The organism is Acrocarpospora sp. B8E8, assembly GCF_039871605.1.
Classification (GTDB): Bacteria; Actinomycetota; Actinomycetes; order Streptosporangiales; family Streptosporangiaceae; genus Acrocarpospora; species Acrocarpospora macrocephala.
Map to the genome: position 1 here is coordinate 134550 of NZ_JBDPLV010000002.1, position 15709 is coordinate 150258.

General features: G+C 70.1%; 18 protein-coding genes. 9 read left to right on the forward strand and 9 right to left on the reverse strand.

What is annotated here, in order from left to right:
* Positions 1-650: 650 nt before the first annotated feature.
* Positions 651-1265, forward strand: coding sequence for a 3,4-dihydroxy-2-butanone-4-phosphate synthase (ribB, locus tag ABGB08_RS03345; RefSeq protein ID WP_347586080.1), 615 nt, complete (start codon positions 651-653; stop codon positions 1263-1265).
* Positions 1262-1924 (forward strand): HAD family phosphatase, encoded by a 663-nt coding sequence (locus ABGB08_RS03350; protein WP_347586082.1) that lies wholly within the window; start codon positions 1262-1264, stop codon positions 1922-1924. Before ribB ends, ABGB08_RS03350 begins: the two co-directional genes overlap by 4 nt.
* A 17-nt stretch (positions 1925-1941) precedes the next feature.
* Here the strand turns inward: ABGB08_RS03350 and ABGB08_RS03355 are convergent, their stop codons facing one another.
* The 3 genes from ABGB08_RS03355 to ABGB08_RS03365 form a co-directional block, all read right to left on the reverse strand.
* The gene (locus tag ABGB08_RS03355; RefSeq protein ID WP_347586084.1) at positions 1942-3999 is read right to left on the reverse strand and encodes an AAA family ATPase; all 2058 of its coding nucleotides are present in this window, start codon (positions 3997-3999) and stop codon (positions 1942-1944) included.
* The gene (locus ABGB08_RS03360; protein WP_347586086.1) at positions 3989-5467 is read right to left on the reverse strand and encodes a hypothetical protein; all 1479 of its coding nucleotides are present in this window, start codon (positions 5465-5467) and stop codon (positions 3989-3991) included. The genes ABGB08_RS03355 and ABGB08_RS03360 overlap by 11 nt, the downstream gene beginning before the upstream one ends.
* 149 nt (positions 5468-5616) lie before the next feature.
* Positions 5617-6192: a hypothetical protein gene (locus tag ABGB08_RS03365; protein ID WP_347586088.1), complete on the reverse strand. Its 576-nt coding sequence runs from the start codon at positions 6190-6192 to the stop codon at positions 5617-5619.
* Positions 6193-6465: 273 nt separating this feature from the next.
* Between ABGB08_RS03365 and ABGB08_RS03370 the strand changes: the two genes are divergently transcribed.
* Positions 6466-7137 (forward strand): response regulator transcription factor, encoded by a 672-nt coding sequence (locus ABGB08_RS03370; RefSeq protein WP_347586091.1) that lies wholly within the window; start codon positions 6466-6468, stop codon positions 7135-7137.
* Here the strand turns inward: ABGB08_RS03370 and ABGB08_RS03375 are convergent.
* The 3 genes from ABGB08_RS03375 to ABGB08_RS03385 all read right to left on the reverse strand — a co-directional run bounded on the left by ABGB08_RS03375 (position 7128) and on the right by ABGB08_RS03385 (position 8698).
* Positions 7128-7697 carry a dihydrofolate reductase family protein gene (locus ABGB08_RS03375; RefSeq protein WP_347586093.1) on the reverse strand — a complete coding sequence of 190 codons (570 nt, stop codon included), beginning with the start codon at positions 7695-7697 and terminating at the stop codon, positions 7128-7130. The genes ABGB08_RS03370 and ABGB08_RS03375 overlap by 10 nt on opposite strands.
* An 83-nt stretch (positions 7698-7780) precedes the next feature.
* Complete coding sequence (locus ABGB08_RS03380) at positions 7781-8212, reverse strand: hypothetical protein (protein WP_347586095.1); 432 nt, start codon at positions 8210-8212, stop codon at positions 7781-7783.
* Between the two features lie 117 nt (positions 8213-8329).
* Positions 8330-8698 carry a VOC family protein gene (locus ABGB08_RS03385; RefSeq protein ID WP_155355915.1) on the reverse strand — a complete coding sequence of 123 codons (369 nt, stop codon included), beginning with the start codon at positions 8696-8698 and terminating at the stop codon, positions 8330-8332.
* 105 nt (positions 8699-8803) lie between these two features.
* Between ABGB08_RS03385 and ABGB08_RS03390 the strand changes: the two genes are divergently transcribed.
* Positions 8804-9169 carry a YciI family protein gene (locus ABGB08_RS03390; protein WP_347586097.1) on the forward strand — a complete coding sequence of 122 codons (366 nt, stop codon included), beginning with the start codon at positions 8804-8806 and terminating at the stop codon, positions 9167-9169.
* Positions 9166-10425, forward strand: coding sequence for a DUF6596 domain-containing protein (locus tag ABGB08_RS03395; protein ID WP_347586099.1), 1260 nt, complete (start codon positions 9166-9168; stop codon positions 10423-10425). The genes ABGB08_RS03390 and ABGB08_RS03395 overlap by 4 nt, the downstream gene beginning before the upstream one ends.
* Here the strand turns inward: ABGB08_RS03395 and ABGB08_RS03400 are convergent.
* Positions 10415-11155, reverse strand: coding sequence for a hypothetical protein (locus ABGB08_RS03400; RefSeq protein ID WP_347586101.1), 741 nt, complete (start codon positions 11153-11155; stop codon positions 10415-10417). The genes ABGB08_RS03395 and ABGB08_RS03400 overlap by 11 nt on opposite strands.
* On the opposite strand from ABGB08_RS03400, the gene ABGB08_RS03405 reads away from it, so the two are divergent.
* The 3 genes from ABGB08_RS03405 to ABGB08_RS03415 all read left to right on the forward strand — a co-directional run bounded on the left by ABGB08_RS03405 (position 11138) and on the right by ABGB08_RS03415 (position 12688).
* Positions 11138-11566 carry a hypothetical protein gene (locus tag ABGB08_RS03405; RefSeq protein WP_347586103.1) on the forward strand — a complete coding sequence of 143 codons (429 nt, stop codon included), beginning with the start codon at positions 11138-11140 and terminating at the stop codon, positions 11564-11566. The two genes, ABGB08_RS03400 and ABGB08_RS03405, sit on opposite strands and share 18 nt — an antisense overlap.
* Positions 11567-11586: 20 nt before the next feature.
* A complete protein-coding gene (locus tag ABGB08_RS03410; RefSeq protein WP_347586105.1) occupies positions 11587-11967 on the forward strand; it encodes a hypothetical protein in 381 nt (126 codons plus the stop codon).
* A 151-nt stretch (positions 11968-12118) separates the two neighbouring features.
* On the forward strand, positions 12119-12688 hold the full coding sequence (locus ABGB08_RS03415) for a nitrilase-related carbon-nitrogen hydrolase (protein WP_347586107.1): 570 nt from the start codon (positions 12119-12121) through the stop codon (positions 12686-12688).
* 383 nt (positions 12689-13071) lie between these two features.
* On the opposite strand, the gene ABGB08_RS03420 is transcribed toward ABGB08_RS03415, so the two are convergent.
* Entirely contained in the window at positions 13072-14265 is a 1194-nt protein-coding gene (locus ABGB08_RS03420) for an FAD-dependent monooxygenase (RefSeq protein WP_347586109.1), read from the reverse strand.
* 70 nt (positions 14266-14335) lie between these two features.
* Between ABGB08_RS03420 and ABGB08_RS03425 the strand changes: the two genes are divergently transcribed.
* Positions 14336-14914, forward strand: coding sequence for a TetR/AcrR family transcriptional regulator (locus tag ABGB08_RS03425; RefSeq protein ID WP_347586111.1), 579 nt, complete (start codon positions 14336-14338; stop codon positions 14912-14914).
* On the opposite strand, the gene ABGB08_RS03430 is transcribed toward ABGB08_RS03425, so the two are convergent.
* Positions 14898-15665, reverse strand: coding sequence for a TetR/AcrR family transcriptional regulator (locus tag ABGB08_RS03430; protein WP_347586113.1), 768 nt, complete (start codon positions 15663-15665; stop codon positions 14898-14900). The genes ABGB08_RS03425 and ABGB08_RS03430 overlap by 17 nt on opposite strands.
* Positions 15666-15709: the final 44 nt, after the last annotated feature.

Consider the following 15709-nt stretch of genomic DNA (forward strand, 5'->3'; position numbering starts at 1 on the left):
CGCAGTCTGGACCGTTAACGGGCTACCCCGAAGCCTGACATCGCATCCCAAGGGACGGCTGACCATAGTTTGACCGGCGCTGCCCAGGTCCGGTTGACGAGAGCCCAGTCCGGGTTGTCCCCGCTAAGCGTGATCGTGGCGAGCAAGTCACAGCCCCAGATGCCGTGTTCGCAGTCAGGGTCAGCTTCGATCACCGACTCTGCGATGAAGGCAACACCCACATGGACCTCGAGCGTCAGCCAATCGGCGACAGCTTGGCCTGCGGAACACCGCCACCTCATCGACATTTGGACCCAGCCATTCACCTAACAACGGATCGCCAGAGGTGAGCAACTCATCAAGCAGACGCTCCAGCGAGACCTGGGCGACCTCCTCACCTGCCCTGCCGAAGAAGCTAAGCCGATAAGCCACCGAGAAAGCACCTCTGGTCGGTCGTCATCATCGGTCGAGCCGGTGGGCTACCAACGCTCCAGATCCCCATCCGGTTGATCCGCGCCGCAGCTCATGTGCGTGCTATCAGCCGATTATCACGTAAGTCTCCGGGAAATCAGCGGTCATGGGTTATCTCTCCCGGTGTGTCGTGACCTGCCGTACGGGTGGGGGCTGGCGTAGTTCTATAACTACTGTGCGTTAACGCTTCGGGGGTTCTCATGCTCGACACCGTGGCCGCCGCGATCGAAGAGATCGCCGCGGGGCGTCCCGTTCTGGTCATCGACGATGAGGACCGGGAGAACGAGGGGGATCTGATCGCAGCCGGGTCGCTGATGACGCCGGTGCTGATGGCGTTCCTGATCCGGCATAGCGGTGGCATCGTGTGCGCGGCCATGGAGGGGCCCGACCTGGACCGGCTGCATCTGCCGCCCATGGTCGCCCTCAACGAGGACCCCCGGGTCGGCGCGTTCACCGTCTCGGTGGACGCCGCCGACGGCACCACCGGCATCTCGGCGGCCAGCCGCGCCAACACCCTGCGCCTGCTGGCCGACCCGGGCACCGGCCCGCGCCAGCTGCAGCGCCCCGGCCACGTCTTCCCGCTCCGCGCCGACGAGGGCGGCCTCGCCGCCCGCCAGGGCCACACCGAAGCCGGCATCGAGCTGGTACGGCTGGCCGGGCTGCCTCCCGTGGCCGCGCTCACCGAGGTGTTCAACCCGGACGGCACCCTGGCCCGCCTGCCCGAGCTGCGGGTCTTCGCCGACGAGCACGGCCTGGCGCTGATCTCGATCGAGCAGTTGATGGCCCACCGCGCGGCCGTCCCAGCCGGGGTGTGACCCAGGTGCGCGCCGTCGTCTTCGACCTCGACGACACCCTGGTCGCCAGCGGCCACGTCTGGGACCGGATCTGGCGCGACTACCTCGCCCGCAACGGCGGCCGGGACGGCGACGTCGGCGCCCTGGTCGGCAGCGGCGACTGGGCCGCCGTCCTGGCCGACGCCTGCGGCACCGACCCCGCCCAGGTGCACGCCGAATGCACCGAGGCCGCCCTCGCCGCCCTGAACGAGGGCAGGATCGCCCTGCTGGAGGGCGCCTACCAGCTCCTCACCGCCGCCGCCCTGTGGGTCCCGGTGGCGGTGGCCTCGGCGGCGCCGCACCGCTACGTGCACGCCGCCGTCACCGCCCTCGGCCTCACCGGCCATGTCACGGCCGTCATCGCCGACGAGGACGTGCTGGCCTCCAAACCGGAACCCGACGCCTACTTGCTGGCCGCCGAACTCCTCGGCCTGCCTCCGGCCGAATGCCTGGCGGTCGAGGACTCCACCGCCGGCATCCGCGCCGCCCACGCCGCCGGCATGACGGTCCTGGCCATCCCCAACCGGCTCCGCCCGCCCACCCTCGGCACCCTCACCCTCGCCGCCCACCAGGCCGGTACGGCGACCGCCGCCATTCCCGTCCTCACCCGCATCATCGCCCACGGCGAAGTGAGCGTGTGACCCGATTCGACGTATCGTTATCGCGCGAGGGGAGGCAACTCGTCCAGCCAGGCGGTCCTGATCCGGCGCAGCGCCGCGTTGGCCTGGTGATCGGCGGTGCCGATGATGCTTGCCGCCCTGGCCAGCGCGGTGAAACCCTTGTCTGCCTCGATCCGCTTGATCCGCTCGGTGGTCAGATCCGCGGAGAACATGCCGAGAACGGTGTCGAGGAAGAGCAGCCGGTTGGCGATGGTGATGGCGATCCCGTCTCCGGGCGGCAGCGCGCCCGCCTGCTCGCCGAGCTCGCGCAGCGTGCCGTGCTTGGCTATCTCCTCGCCGGGAAAGAGGCCGAGCAGTTCGGGCGGCACGCTGCTGTCGCTGCAGTTGGCGATCCGGGCCAGCTCGCGTTCGACCAGCCGTTTGGCGGTGGTGGCCACTTCCTCCTCCGGGGGTCTCTTGGGGGACAGGATCGCCGCCCGGGCGATGCGTAGGAGGTCGCGGGGGATGCCGCCGGCCAGGGCGTTGAACAATCCGATGAACACCACGGGCACGTCGATGACCCGGGAGTCCAGCAGCAGGGCCGCATCTTCGTGACAGAGCGGCTCGACCCGGATCACCTCGTCGATCGCGCTGTCGAACACGTCGCGTCCGCCCACCGGGAGCAGGTCAGCGGCACGGAGAGCCTCGTCGGAGACCGACAGGACGAATAGGCAGCCGGGCACGTCGAAGATCACTTTGATTTCGTTGAGAAAATCCTGCGCCGCCGTCGGCGGCTGGATGCGGTCAAGCTCGTCGATGCCGATCACCAGCCGCTTGCCGATGGCCTGCCCGATCCCGGCCAGGAACTCCAGGAACCTCCTCAGCTCGTGCACGATCTCGGGGTAGGTGAGCGGCTGGCGCGCTCTGCTCCTGCCTCGCGTGAACGACAGGCCCACGACGGGGATGACCAGAGAGGCCTCCGCAGTGCGCGTCTGCAGGTGCCAGATCTGCCGCAGGTGCTGGTCGGCCTGCCTGCGCAGCTGTCTCGGCCCATCCTCCAGCACCCATTTGCACACCTCGGCGAACAGGTGCAGGGCGAAGTCGCGCCGCTCGTAGTGCGTCGGCGCGACCACCACCAGGCCCAGCCGCCCGGGATCCCGGCAGAAGGCCGTCAGGATCTCGGTCTTACCCACGCCGCGCGGCCCGGACAACGCCACACTCCCGTCGTGCATTCCCGCACTCACAGTGGCCAGAGCCCGCTCGGCCGGAGTCTCGACGTGCCCTTTGCCACGCGCTCGCCGCAGACTGTCGGTGCCATCCACCGACAGTTTCATGGAGTATGACCGGGCGGCCTCCTTCATCACCTCCTGGCGTAACCGCTGGGTGAGCAAGTCCTTCATTTTCTTCACCCACTCCTGCCGGGCGATCTGGGCCTGCTCGCGCTCCCTGGCCGCGGCTCGTGGCCTGGCCAGCGCCAGCCACCAGCACTTGACCGGGGCGGTGAACCACACTCCCCACACGCTTCCCGCCAGCAGAGCGCCGAGCGCTCCCCAGACGCCGATCGCCCCTATGGCCAGGTACCCGAGCCGAACCGTCGTGGCCAGCGCGATGACCGCCGCCGCGGCCACGTACGCCCCGGCCGGCGGGGAGCCGTCACCGGCCCCGCGCGGGGCCAGCAGCCAGGCCAGGAAGAAGATCCCGGTGGTGGAGATCAGCAGCAGGCCCAGTGCGGGAAGAGCCGCGAGGACCGCTTCCAGCGACAGCGGGCCGACATCGGGGTAAGAGCCGACGGGTCCCTGTCGTGCGATGGTCCAGCCGTGCAGGAGGAAGGTCAGCCCGGCGACCAGTAGGCAGGCGGTCAGGTCGGCGAGACGGAGAAGGCGGAGCTGCGGCCCATTCTTTGGCGTCCGGACCGCAGCCTGCCGGAATTGGTCGAACTGGCTGATCTGGTCCGCACGAAAACTGGCCGCCTTGCGCTTCAAGTTGTTCTCATTCGGCTGAACGCCTAGTCTTTCGGCTTCGCCCAGCATGGACTTCAGTGCCTCCGCGCGCGCCTCCTCGAAGACTTCGGCGGCGATGTCGGCGGTCCGCAGCCAGGCGAAGGGTTCACCTGCCACGGGCGGGGACCTCGTATTGTTCGAAACCCTTGGGGAACGTGGTCTTGGCCGTGCCGAGTTCGCGCAGCGGGATGATCCGTCCGGCCGCTCTTCTTCCGGCGTCGCTCGGGAAGACGAGCCTGCCGGACGCACCGCGCACCGGGTAGGCGAGCACCAGGTTGGGGAACTCGCCCGCCACCCCGGCGGCCTCGATCGGCTGGTCCTGAGGCACGCCCATGGCGGAGAGCCGGATCGCCATGGCGGCGGAGGCGAACGCGTCATGGTGGGCGATCGCAAGGCCGTCAGCCAGTCCTTGGGGGTCGTATCCAAGCCGCTTGTAGGCGTCGGTGAACGCCTCGAAATCCGGCGGCGCGTCGGCGGGGTCCGCCGCCCACCCGGGTGGGTCGGACGAGGAGGCGTAGAAGACCTTGATGTTGCCGCTCGCGAGCTCGCTTGAGCTGTCCCGGGCCGACTCGAACCCGGTGGCACTCGCGAGCACGGTCAGCGGGACCTTCTTGCACTCGCGGTCTTTCAGCGCTTCGGCGAAGAATCGGAAGTCCGCCACGCGACCGGCGTAGAACACGGTGTCCAGGGGCTTGTCGCGGGCATTCGCCGCATTGCAGATGTTGGTGACCACCTGCGCGTAAAGGTTGGGTTGGGCCGGTTGGTCGACCGTGCCGCCGGAGTACCACAAGTCAGAAAATTCGAGGTATGGGGCGAGCTCATTCTTGAACGCCTCGCCCAACGTCGAGGTGTACGGGTCCTTGTTCCGGTCGCGGACGATGATGCCGGAGCGCAGATCCTTGCGCGCGTCGAGGAAGTGCCGCAACGCTTTCGCGTACTGGATGTTGCTGGGCGACACGCTCCACAGGTTCGATCTTCCGGTCAGCGTGTCGGCCGAGGTGATCGCGCTGACCATCGGGATGCCCCGTTCGGCGAGCTTCTCGGCCATGGTCCCGGTGTTGGGCACGCTCGATCCCAGCCCCACCACCGCCACCACCGGATGCTCCGGCTCTGACGCCTCCATCACTTTGTCGACGAAGTCGTCGTCGGCCAACTGCCTGCTGCCCTGGTTGGCCAGGAGCAGCTGCAGTTGCACTCGCTTGGAGTCGCCGAAGATCGTGGATGTGTTCGCGCGGATCAGCGCGGTGTAGGTGCCTTCGAGCGCGTGCAGGATGTGCTCCAGCGGGATCGCCGAAGCCCGTCCCTTGGAGACGGTCAACGGCATCAGCAGGACGACCTTGACGTAGTGCGGCATATCCGCGTTCTGCGCGACCCGCTTGTTCTCCTCCTGGATCTTCCGCTGAAGGCGGTTGATCTTCTGCCTGACCTGGTCGTTCTCTTGGGGGTCCGGGTTGAACAGGTCGCCGCCGTCGGTGATGCCGACCAGTTCCTCGTGCGGCGAATCGGTCACCCACAACGGCCCGGACGACGAGACGATCTCCAGGACGATCAGGGACCCCGCCACCGCGACAGCGAGAAACGCCACCGCCAAAATCCTAATTCTCCGCATTTGCCCGCTTTCCCCGGGTCTGAGATGACGGGAGCCCATTGTGGCTTACGACCGGTGGTCGTGTCGGCCCTTTCCAACGATCCGGGGCCGGCCGCTTTGAATCAGCCGGGGAACGGACCCGGCGGCTACGTCGACCAGACCGTGACTCGCAGAAACTCCAGGAAAGGCATGGTGATCAGGAGCACGCACACCAAGATCTGTAAAGAGAAGCAGAGGATTATCGGCCTCATGCCTATCCCCGGTCCCGTGCCTCTTCTCGCCAGCGACCACAGCGCGATGAGGGTGACCACGGAGAATATCAATGGCGCGAGCGGAGCGGCCGCCAGCATCGCCACGTTTGCCCCGTCCTCCGACATCAGTCCGAAGGAAGGAGTGCGCATCGTGTTCCAGAGACCCTCTACTTGCAGGCCTTTCTCCCTGGCCAGCGGCACTACCGTGACGATGCAGGCATAGTACTGGGCGAGCATGAAGTAATAATATCCGCCAAGAAAGGAATAGAATATACTTGCCCCGATGAATATATGACTCGGTGGGGGCAGCCGGTGCGATCCCGTGGCTTGCCTCAGCTCATAAACGGCCGCGAATATAGCGAAAGTCGCCGTTAAGAAGAATCCGAGCAGATTCGAAACGAGCAACACCTCCAGGTGATTCGCGCGGCCCAGCAGAGGGGTTATCGGATCGAGCGGGGGAGTAGGAGACACCGGGAGCTCCCAATATTCGGGCAATGCGTCGCGTTGGGATGCGAACATATCACCACGAGATGTCATGAATAGCACCTACTACTATCCGGACGGCCAAATCTGGAGCTTCCGGACATTTCTAAACCAATAACGCTCTTCGGGGATCCTGCCAGGTGAACCCGGCCGGGGACGTTTCCCAGGGCAGAGCGGGCACCGGGTTCTCCAAAGGACCGCGTTAGCCGGTTCGTGAGGACAAGGTGGCTGGCGGGTGCTGGTGTGGCTACCGTGGCCCGCATGAGCGGACCGGTGGGCGTGCTGATCGTGGATGAGGATCCGCGGTCGCGGGCGGGGCTGCGGTTGGTGCTGGGGGCCGCGGCGGATCTGCGCGTGGTGGGGGAGGCGGGCGACGGGGCGCAGCTCGTGCCGATGGTGGAGCGTCATGATCCGGATGTGGTGCTGATGGACATCTGGATGTCGGCCTGGGATGGGCTGGCCGCGATCGTGGTGTTGCGGGAGCGGCCGGATCCGCCGGAGGTGATCGTGTTGAGCGCGGCCGACGCCGATGAGCGGGTGTTGCGGGCGCTGCGGGCGGGGGCGGCCGGGTTCCTGCGTAAGGACACCCCGGCGGCGGAGGTGGTGAGCGCGGTCCGCCGGGTGGCGCGGGGGCAGCCGGTGCTGTCCCCGGCGGTCGCCCGGCGGCTGGTCGCGCGGGTCTCCGACTCCGATCGTGATCGGCGGCGGGCGGTGGCCCGGGCCGGACTGGCCTCGCTGACCGCGCGGGAGCACGCGGTCGCGGTGGCCGTCGGTCAGGGGCGCGGCGACGAGGAGATCGGAGTGCTGCTGTTCTTGAGCGTGGCGCAGGTCGAGGCGTACGTGGCGAGCGTTCTGGCCCGGCTGGGGCTCAACAACCGGGTCCAGATCACGCTGCTGGTGCACGACGCGGGCCTGCTGGACGGTCAGGGCTGAGCGCGCTCGTAGCGGTGCAGCACGAGGGCGTCGTCCATCGTCCTGGTCTCCAGGAGCCGCAGCTTGAGGCGGTCCTTCACCCCGGCCAGCACCGGGGTGCCGCCGGTGAGCAGGACGGGGTGGACGACGATCAGGTACTCGTCGATGAGCCCGAGTTCGGTCAGGCTGGAGGCCAGGCCGGTGCCGCCGGTGAGCAGCAGGTTCTTGCCGGGCTCCCGCTTGAGCGCGGTGATCTTCTCGGCCAGGCCGGTCCCGTTGATCACGCGCGTGTCCCAGCCGGCCTCGGTCAGGGTGTTGGAGACGACGATCTTCGGGGTGCGGCGCCAGATCGGGGCGAAGGCGATGTTGTGCGGGTGGTCGGAGACGGTGTCGGCGGTCGGCCAGTGGCTCGCCATCACCTGGTAGACCAGCCGCCCGTAGAGGAAGGTGTCCACGTCCTGGGTCATGCTCATCGAGTACGCCGACAGCTCAGGACCCATGAGCGGCCAGTCGAAGGCGCCGCCGGGGCCCTCGAAGAATCCGTCGACGGAGGTGTGAACAAAGTAGATGATCTTCCGCATGGTGTGCTCCTTAGCCGTGGATGTTCGTCCCACCTGGGTCGGAGCCGTCACCGCCGTCTCTACATCCGGCCGGAAGAAATTTTTTAATCGCGGGTCATGATGGAGTCGTAGCCGCCTCCGCCCGGGTAGACCCAGGCGCCCGCCATCGTGTCGCCGTCGAACTCGCCTTTGAAGTAGGCGGGCGAGCCGGGTTCCCCGGCCCAGATCGTCAGGGTGTCGCCGTCGAGTTCGTACACGTAGTCGAAGGTGTTGCCCTGGTCGTCGTAGTAGCGCGACCTGATGTCCCGGCCGGGCTGCTCGGCGCCGAACGGGCACTCCCGGCCGATGATCTCCAGGCCGGTGACGGGCTGGCCGAACTGCTCCAGGCGCACGTCCTGGGCGAGGAAGAAGCCGCCCTCCAGCCACCGGTAGGTGACCGTGCCGGTCGCGCCGCCGGTCACCGTCCAGGTGCCGACCAGCCGGTCCAGGGCGCGCAGGGCGGCGTCGGGCGTGCGGGTCTCGTTGGAGTACGTCATGATCTGTCCCTTGTCTCGCGGTGTGCTTCACCCCACCGGCGCGAGACGGGGCCTAGCCGCCGCCAGACGCGGCCTAGCCGTGGCGGGCGCCGCTGATGGGCGCCCGCCACGGGTCGCCTAGTCCTCCTGCAGTACGGACAGGATGTTGCCGGCCGGGTCCTTGAACCAGGCGATGAGCGGGCCGCCCCGCCGGAAGACGCCGTCCTCGTCGACGCCTTCGTAGGTTTCGAAGGTGATGCCGCGCGCCCTCAGGTCCGCCATCGCGGATTCGATGTCCGGGACCGGGAAGTTGAGGATGGTGAACGTCGCGGGCGTGTGCTGATCGCCCTTCGGGTAGACGAGGGTGTCCCGGTCCCCGGCCAGGTGCAGGAACAGCAGGCCGTTGCGCTCGCTGACGTTGAGCCCGAGCGTCTCGCCGTAGAACTTCCTGGCCTCGGCGATGTCGTCCACGGAGAACCCGCTGAACGCCTTGGTGTTCTCGAACATGATGTTCCCTCCTGCTCTCGGTCTGTTTCTCGATGGAGACGTAGAAACCAACGAGCCGGTTTCGACATGGTGGGTGTGGAAATGCCGCTACCCAGGAAGACACCGATGAAATATCTGATCCTGATCTACACTAACCCGGCCACCCGCGAGGTCTGGGACGCTCTTCCCGAGGCCCAGCGCGAGGCCGGCTACCAGGCCCATCTGGCTTTCCGGGAGAGCCTGGCCGACTCCGGCGAGCTGATCGTGGCCGAGGCGCTGGCCGATCCGGCCACCGCGCGGCGGGTGACCGCGACCGGGGGCCGGACGAGCACCGCCGACGGCCCGTTCGCGGAGGCGAAGGAGCTGCTGGCCGGTTTCTACCTGATCGAATGCGAGAGCCTGGAGCGGGCGATCGAGCACGGCTCGCGGGTCCCGGAGGCGGAATTCGGCCTGGTCGAAGTACGCCCGATCCTGAACCTGCACGCGCGATGAGCCCATCGAGCCCATCGGAGAGCCTTTCGAGTGCTTCGTCCCGGTCTTCCGGCGTCGAAGGGCTGCTCCGCGCGCTCGCGCCGCAGGCGCTCGGCGCCCTTGTCCGCCGGTACGGCGGCTTCGACACCTGCGAGGACGCGGTCCAGGAGGCCCTGCTGGCGGCGGCCGTGCAGTGGCCGCGCGATGGAATCCCCGCCAATCCGAAAGGCTGGCTGATCACGGTCGCCTCCCGCCGCCGGATCGAGCTGTGGCGGGAGGACTCGGCCCGGCGCCGGCGCGAGGAGAGCGCCGCCGCGCTGACCCCGCCGGATCCCGATCCCGCGCCCGCCGCCGACGACACCCTCACCCTCCTGCTGCTGTGCTGCCATCCCTCGCTCACCCCGACCTCCCAGGTCGCCCTGACCCTGCGCGCCGTGGGCGGGCTGACCACCGGCGAGATCGCCCGCGCCCTGCTCGTGCCGGAAGCCACGGTCGGCCAGCGCATCAGCCGCGCCAAGCAGCGCATCAAAACCAGCGGCGCCGAATTCCGCCTGCCCCCCGAGGCCGAACGCACCGCCCGCCTCGACGCGGTCATGGAAGTGCTCTACCTGATCTTCAACGAGGGCTACACCGCCAGCTCGGGCCCCGACCTGAGCCGCGCCGACCTCACCGCCGAGGCCATCCGCCTCACCCGCCAGCTGCGCGACCTCCTCCCCGGCCACGGCGAGGCCGCCGGGCTGCTCGCCCTCATGCTGCTCACCGACGCCCGCCGCCCGGCCAGAACCCGCCCCGACGGCGCCTTGATCCCCCTGGCCGAGCAGGACCGCACCCGCTGGAACGCCGAAGCCATCGCCGAAGGCGTCGAACTGATCACCCGGACCCTCGCCACGGCCCCCATCGGCCCCTACCAGCTCCAGGCCGCGATCGCCGCCGTCCACGCCGAGGCGGCCCGAGCGCAGGACACCGACTGGCGCCAGATCCTCGGCCTGTACGACCTGCTGCACGCCCTGGCCCCCGGCCCCATGGTCACCCTCAACCGCATCGTCGCCACCGCCATGGTCCACGGCCCGCGCGAGGGCCTGGCCAGGCTGACCGAAGCCGAGTCCGACCCGGCCCTGTCCAGCCACCACCGCCTGGCCGCCGTCCGCGCCCACCTGCTGGAACTCGCCGGCGACCTGCCCGAGGCCCGGACCTGCTACCGCCTCGCCGCCCGCCGCACCCTGAGCCTGCCCGAACGGCGCTACCTCGAGTCCCGCGCCGGCCGCCTCACCCATTGATCCTTATCGCGGGTGCAGGTCCCGGGTCGTACCGGCAGGTGGTGCCCGTCCGCACGGTGCGGTCGAGGTGTTCGCCGAGGTCGGGCAGGACCTCGCCGATGCGGCGGATGGCGTCGCGGATCCGGGCGGTGACGGCCTTGCGGGCGCGTTCTGCGGCCGTGGCCGCGAGCGGGCGCGAGCCGCCGCCGGGGCGGGTGGCCCGGCGCAGCTCGGTCAGGAGTCGCTCGCGTTCGTCGGTGGCGCGTCGCGTGCGGCCCAGATCGGTGTTCGCCTGTGCGGTGGCGAGTTCGTCGTCGAGCTCGGCCAGCCGCCGCCGGTAGGCGGCGAGGGCGGTCCGGTCGAGGATCGGCTCGGGTCGATCCGCACCGGCCTGGTGGACCGGGTCGCCGCCGGCCAGGTCCAGCGCGGGCCGGTCGTCCCCGGGCCGGGCCAGCAGCGCCGCGAGGTCGTGCAGTCCCTTGAGGTCGCGGAGGTAGGCACTCTGCCCGCGGTAGGTCGCCTGCCACATGTCGCCGACGCGGCGAAGCCGCGGAGCGCCGGTGTCTTCTTCGTGCGCGGTGTGCTGGGGTGCGCCGTCGAGGGCCGCCAGGGCGCGTTGGGTCTCGGCCTGCCAGGCGTGGGCGCCGAGCCGGCGGTGCACCTCGAGCGCCCGGTCCAGCCACTGCCGGGCCGGTGCCGACTGGTCCAGGGCGGCGTAGAGGAGCCCGACCCGGTGGGCATGCGCGCCCATGAAGCAGACGAGGGCGCCGTTGACCGCGCAGCTGTCGGCGACCGGGAGCAGGTCGTCGAGGAGCCGCCGGCAGAGCGGGCGGTCGTCGAGCGCGATCGCGGCGGTGGCCAGCTCGCCGACGAAGACGGACCACAGGTAGGAGCGGTCGGTGCGCCAGTCCCGCAGCGCGAGGACGGTGTCGAGCTCGCGGCGGGCGATGTCGAGGTCGCCGGCGCGGGCATGGAACCCGGCGGCGACGGCGTGCGCGTGCGCGGGGGCGCCGATCCACCAGCGGTCAGCTCGACGGCGGCGGCGAAGTGGAAGGCCAGCTCGGCGGCGAACACCTGGCCACCCCGCTCGTGGCGGCGCAGTAACGCCGCGGCGACCCGCTGGTGCAGGTCGAGCCGCCGCGCGGGCGGCAAGGTGGTGTAGATGGTCTCCCGGTAAAGGTCGTGGGTGAACCGGCCGGGCCCGGCCTGGTCGGCCGGGGTGAGGATGCCCGCCCGGCTCGCCTCGGCGGCCAGCTCGACGATCCGGGTCGGGCCGGTCCCGGCCACGTCGGCGAGGACGTCGGGCAGGACGACGCTGCCGGCGACGGCCGCGGCCTCCAGCAGCTGCGCGCACTGGCCGGTCAGGCGGGCCAGGCGGCCGCCGATGACGTCCCGGACCGCTGCCGGAATCTCGGTGGCGGGGCCGCCGGCGGCGAGCAGGCGGCACAGCTCCCGGGTGTAGAAGGGGTGCCCGCCGCCGCGGCGGTTCACCAGCTCGGCCCACCGGTCCGCCACCGCCGCCCCGGCGACGGCCTGGATCAGGTCGGCGACCTCGCCCGGTGACATGCCGTGTAACGGCACGAGCTCGGCTGTGGTGGCCAGGTCGGCCAGCGCCGCGGCGACGTCCGCCGCCGGTTCCCGCGGCCGGTAGGCGCCTACCAGCAGCAGCGCGCCGGGATGGTGCTGGCCGGCCAGGAACCGCAGCAGGTCCACGGTGGACAGATCGGCCCAGTGCAGGTCGTCCAGGATCACCACCACCGGAGCGCCGGTGGCCGCACCGGCCAGCAGGCGGCCGGCCGCCTCGAACACGCGTACCCGCGCTGTTGTGTCGGCATCCGCCGCGGCGGGCGAGTCGGCGGCCAGTTCCGGCACGATCGCCACCAGTTCGGCGGAGGTGGTGGCGCCGAGCCCGGCGCGCTGCTCGAGCAGCGCGCGCAGCGCCTGCGTCCACGGCCACCACGACCAGATCCCCGCGGACTTCCCCCACCGCGACCGGGTCTGGCACGCGGAGCAGGAATGGGTCGAACCTGGTAACAGCATCATCATCGATCCCACCGGCAAGATCCTCGCCGGGCCCGCCCGGCACGAGGAGACCATCCTCTACGCCGACATCGACCTGGCCGCGGTCCACGCCGCCCGCCGGTACTTCGACCCGGTCGGCCACTACCACCGCCCCGACATCTTCCAGCTCGCCGTGGACACCAGCCCGCGCCCAGCAGTCGTCACCCGGCAGGGCATGATGTCCGCAAGTGAGCCGGCCGATCCGAAGCCCCCGCCGGCATGACCCTGGGGTGTCAGCCATCAGTTTCGCCGTGGGGGCCGAGCTCAGCGCTCGATTGCCTCCCTCAGCAGGGTTCTGGCGACATCGCGCGGGCACCGGTGACGATCCGGCTGCTGGGCCCGCCGGCCATCGAACGCGACGGCCTGCCGGTCCGTCCGCCGCGGGGCCGCAAGACCTGGGCGCTGCTCGGCTATCTGCTGCTGGCCGAGCGGCCGCCCAGCCGCAGACGGCTGGCCAGCCTCCACGGCGTTGCGGGAGGCGGCGGCCGTGGCTCCCCGGCGGGGCGCACGAGGCGGGATGCGGGTCCGCTGGCCGGATCAGTGGGGTCGGGGACTGGGCTGGGTGCGAACCAGGCCAGGTCGCGGACGGTTCTGCCCAGGCCATGTTCACTCGTAGGTTTTCAGCGTGATCGCGTTGGCGGCCCGCCGGATCGGCTCGATCGCCTTGGCCATCAGGCGTTTCCCGCCGGGCAGCCGGTTGATGAGCGACAGCATGGCCAGGGACGTCCGCACCTGTCCCCGGGTGCGCAGCACCATGCGCTTGATGTTGGCGGGGCCCAGCTTCTGGTTGGTCTCGGCGAAGGGCCGCATCTCCCGCTCGTACGCCACCAGCCCCGCCCGGAAGTCTTCCGCGGCGGCCAGTTCCCCAGCCAGCACGTACGCCCCGACCAGCGCCAGGCTGGTGCCCTGCCCCGAGGCGGGCGAGGCGCAGTAGGCGGCGTCCCCGATCAGGGTCACCCGCCCCCGCGACCAGCTGTCCATCCGTACCTGGCTGAGCGAGTCGAAGTAGAAGTCGCCCGCCTGGGCGAGCCCGGCCAGCAGCCGCGGCACCTCCCAGCCCTCCCCGGCGTACGCCTCGGCCAGCAGCGCCTCCTGCCGGGCCCGGTCGCGGTGGCCGTAGGAAAGCGGTGGCGAGGCGAACAGGAACATCGCCTTCGCGCCGTCGTCCCCGGCCGTGCTGTAGGTCAGCGCGGTACGGCCGGGCGCGACATAGGTCAGCTCCCACCGGTCCAGCCCCAGATGGTTGGGCACGCTGAAGATCGACACGTAGTAGCCCAGATCGTGCACGTACCCCGATTCGGGGCCGAAGGCCAGGGCGCGGGTGTGGGAGTGCAGGCCGTCCGCGCCGACGACCAGGTCGAAGTCGCGGACGGCGCCGCTTTCGAAGGTGACCTGGACGCCGTCGCCGCGCTGGATCAGGGCGGCGATGGAGTCGTCGAAGAGGTATTCCACGTCGTCCTTGGTCAGGTCGTACAGCAGGTGGTTGAGGTCGCCGCGCAGGATCTCGGCGTCGCCGCCGTGGCGGCCGCCGAAGGTGTCGCCGTCCATGGCGGCCACCTGGCGGCCGGTGGCGGTGACGATGGAGCCGCCGCGCACGTCGGTGCGGCGTTCCCGGATCGCGGGCAGCACGCCCATCCGGTCGGCGACATCGAGGGCGGCGCCGCGGATGTCGACCTTGTAGCCGCCGTCCCGGATCGCGGGGGCGCGTTCGACGACGGTGGGGGTCAGGCCGTGGCGGCGCAGCCAGTAGGCGAGCGTGGTCCCGGCGATGCTGGCGCCGGAGATGAGAACTGAGGTCATACCCAGGACGGTACACATGTCTTAGACATTTGTGCAAGACGATTGTCTGAGACGTGTGTAGGATGCGGTCATGGGAAACAAGGAAGACCTGCTGGCGGGCGCGAAACAGTGCCTGTTCGCGCAGGGGTACGCCCGCACCACCGCCCGCGACATCGCCACCGCCGCCGGGGTCAGCCTCGCCGCGATCGGCTACCACTACGGCACCAAGGACGCCCTGCTCAACGAGGCCCTCCGGCAGGCCATCGAGGAATGGGGCGACGATCTGGGCCGCACCCTGGTCGCGACGCTCCGCCCGGGGGCCTCCCCGGCGGAACGCTTCGAGGCGGCGTGGGCGGGCGTCATCGAGTCCTTCCACGCGCACCGGCCGCTGTGGGCGATCCAGTTCGAGGTGCTGGCCCGCATCGACGAGCTGCCCGGCATGCGCCAGACCTACACCGAGTCCAGCCGCCAGGCCCGCCTCGGCCTGGCCCAGATCTTCGGCGGCGCGGACGTCGCCGCGGACGAGGAGGCCGCGGTCCGGCTCGGCGCCTTCTACCAGGTGCTGCTCACCGGCATGGCCGCCCAGTGGATGGCCGACCCGGCCCAGGCCCCCTCCGGCCGCGACCTGCTCGACGGCCTGAGGTCCGCCGCTCTCAGCCTCGAAGGCTGACGACCAGCGCCTGGATGCCGTCCAGCACCCGGGCCAGGCCGAACTCGAAGGCGTGGCCGGGGTTGTAGGCCGCGCCGTGCTCCTGCCCGGCCGCCGTGCCGACGCGGGAGGCGATCGGGAACCGGGTCTGGTCGACCAGGGCGTTCAGCAGCGGCGCGTAGGTCTGCCACCACTGCTCGTCGGTCATCCCCGTCTCCTGGGGCGCCCGGGAGGCCTCCACCGCGCCGCGCGCGGCGCCGAGCACGTACCCGTACACGAGCGTGACGACCGAGTCCATCTCCAGGTCGGACAGGCCGATGCCCTCGACGGCGGCCAGCTCGAACTCGTATTTGGCCATCGCGTTCGGGCCGAGCGTCGGCCGGCCGGTGGCGACTTGCAGGAGCCACGGGTGGCGGTGGTAGAGCGCCCACTGCTCGCGCGCGATCGCCTCCAGCCGCTCCCGCCAGTCGCCGGCGGGCGCGGCCTGGTAGAGGTCGCCGTAGACGGTGTCGAGCATGACGTCGATCAGTTCGGCCTTGCCCGGCACGTACGTATAAAGCGACATCGTGCCCACGCCCAGGCGTTCGGCCACCCGGCGCATCGACAGCGCGGCCAGCCCGTCGGCGTCGCCCACCTCGATGGCGGCCCGCACGATCAGGTCCACGCTCAGCTCGGGCTTGCCCTTCCTGGACGCCCGGCCCTTGCCGGGGGTGCGCCAGAGCAGCGCCAGGCTCCGGGCGGGGTCGCCCTGGCCGCTGTATTCCGTCGTCATGGTGCAGGCCAGCCTACCCGTACACTTAACCGTATGCCGTACGG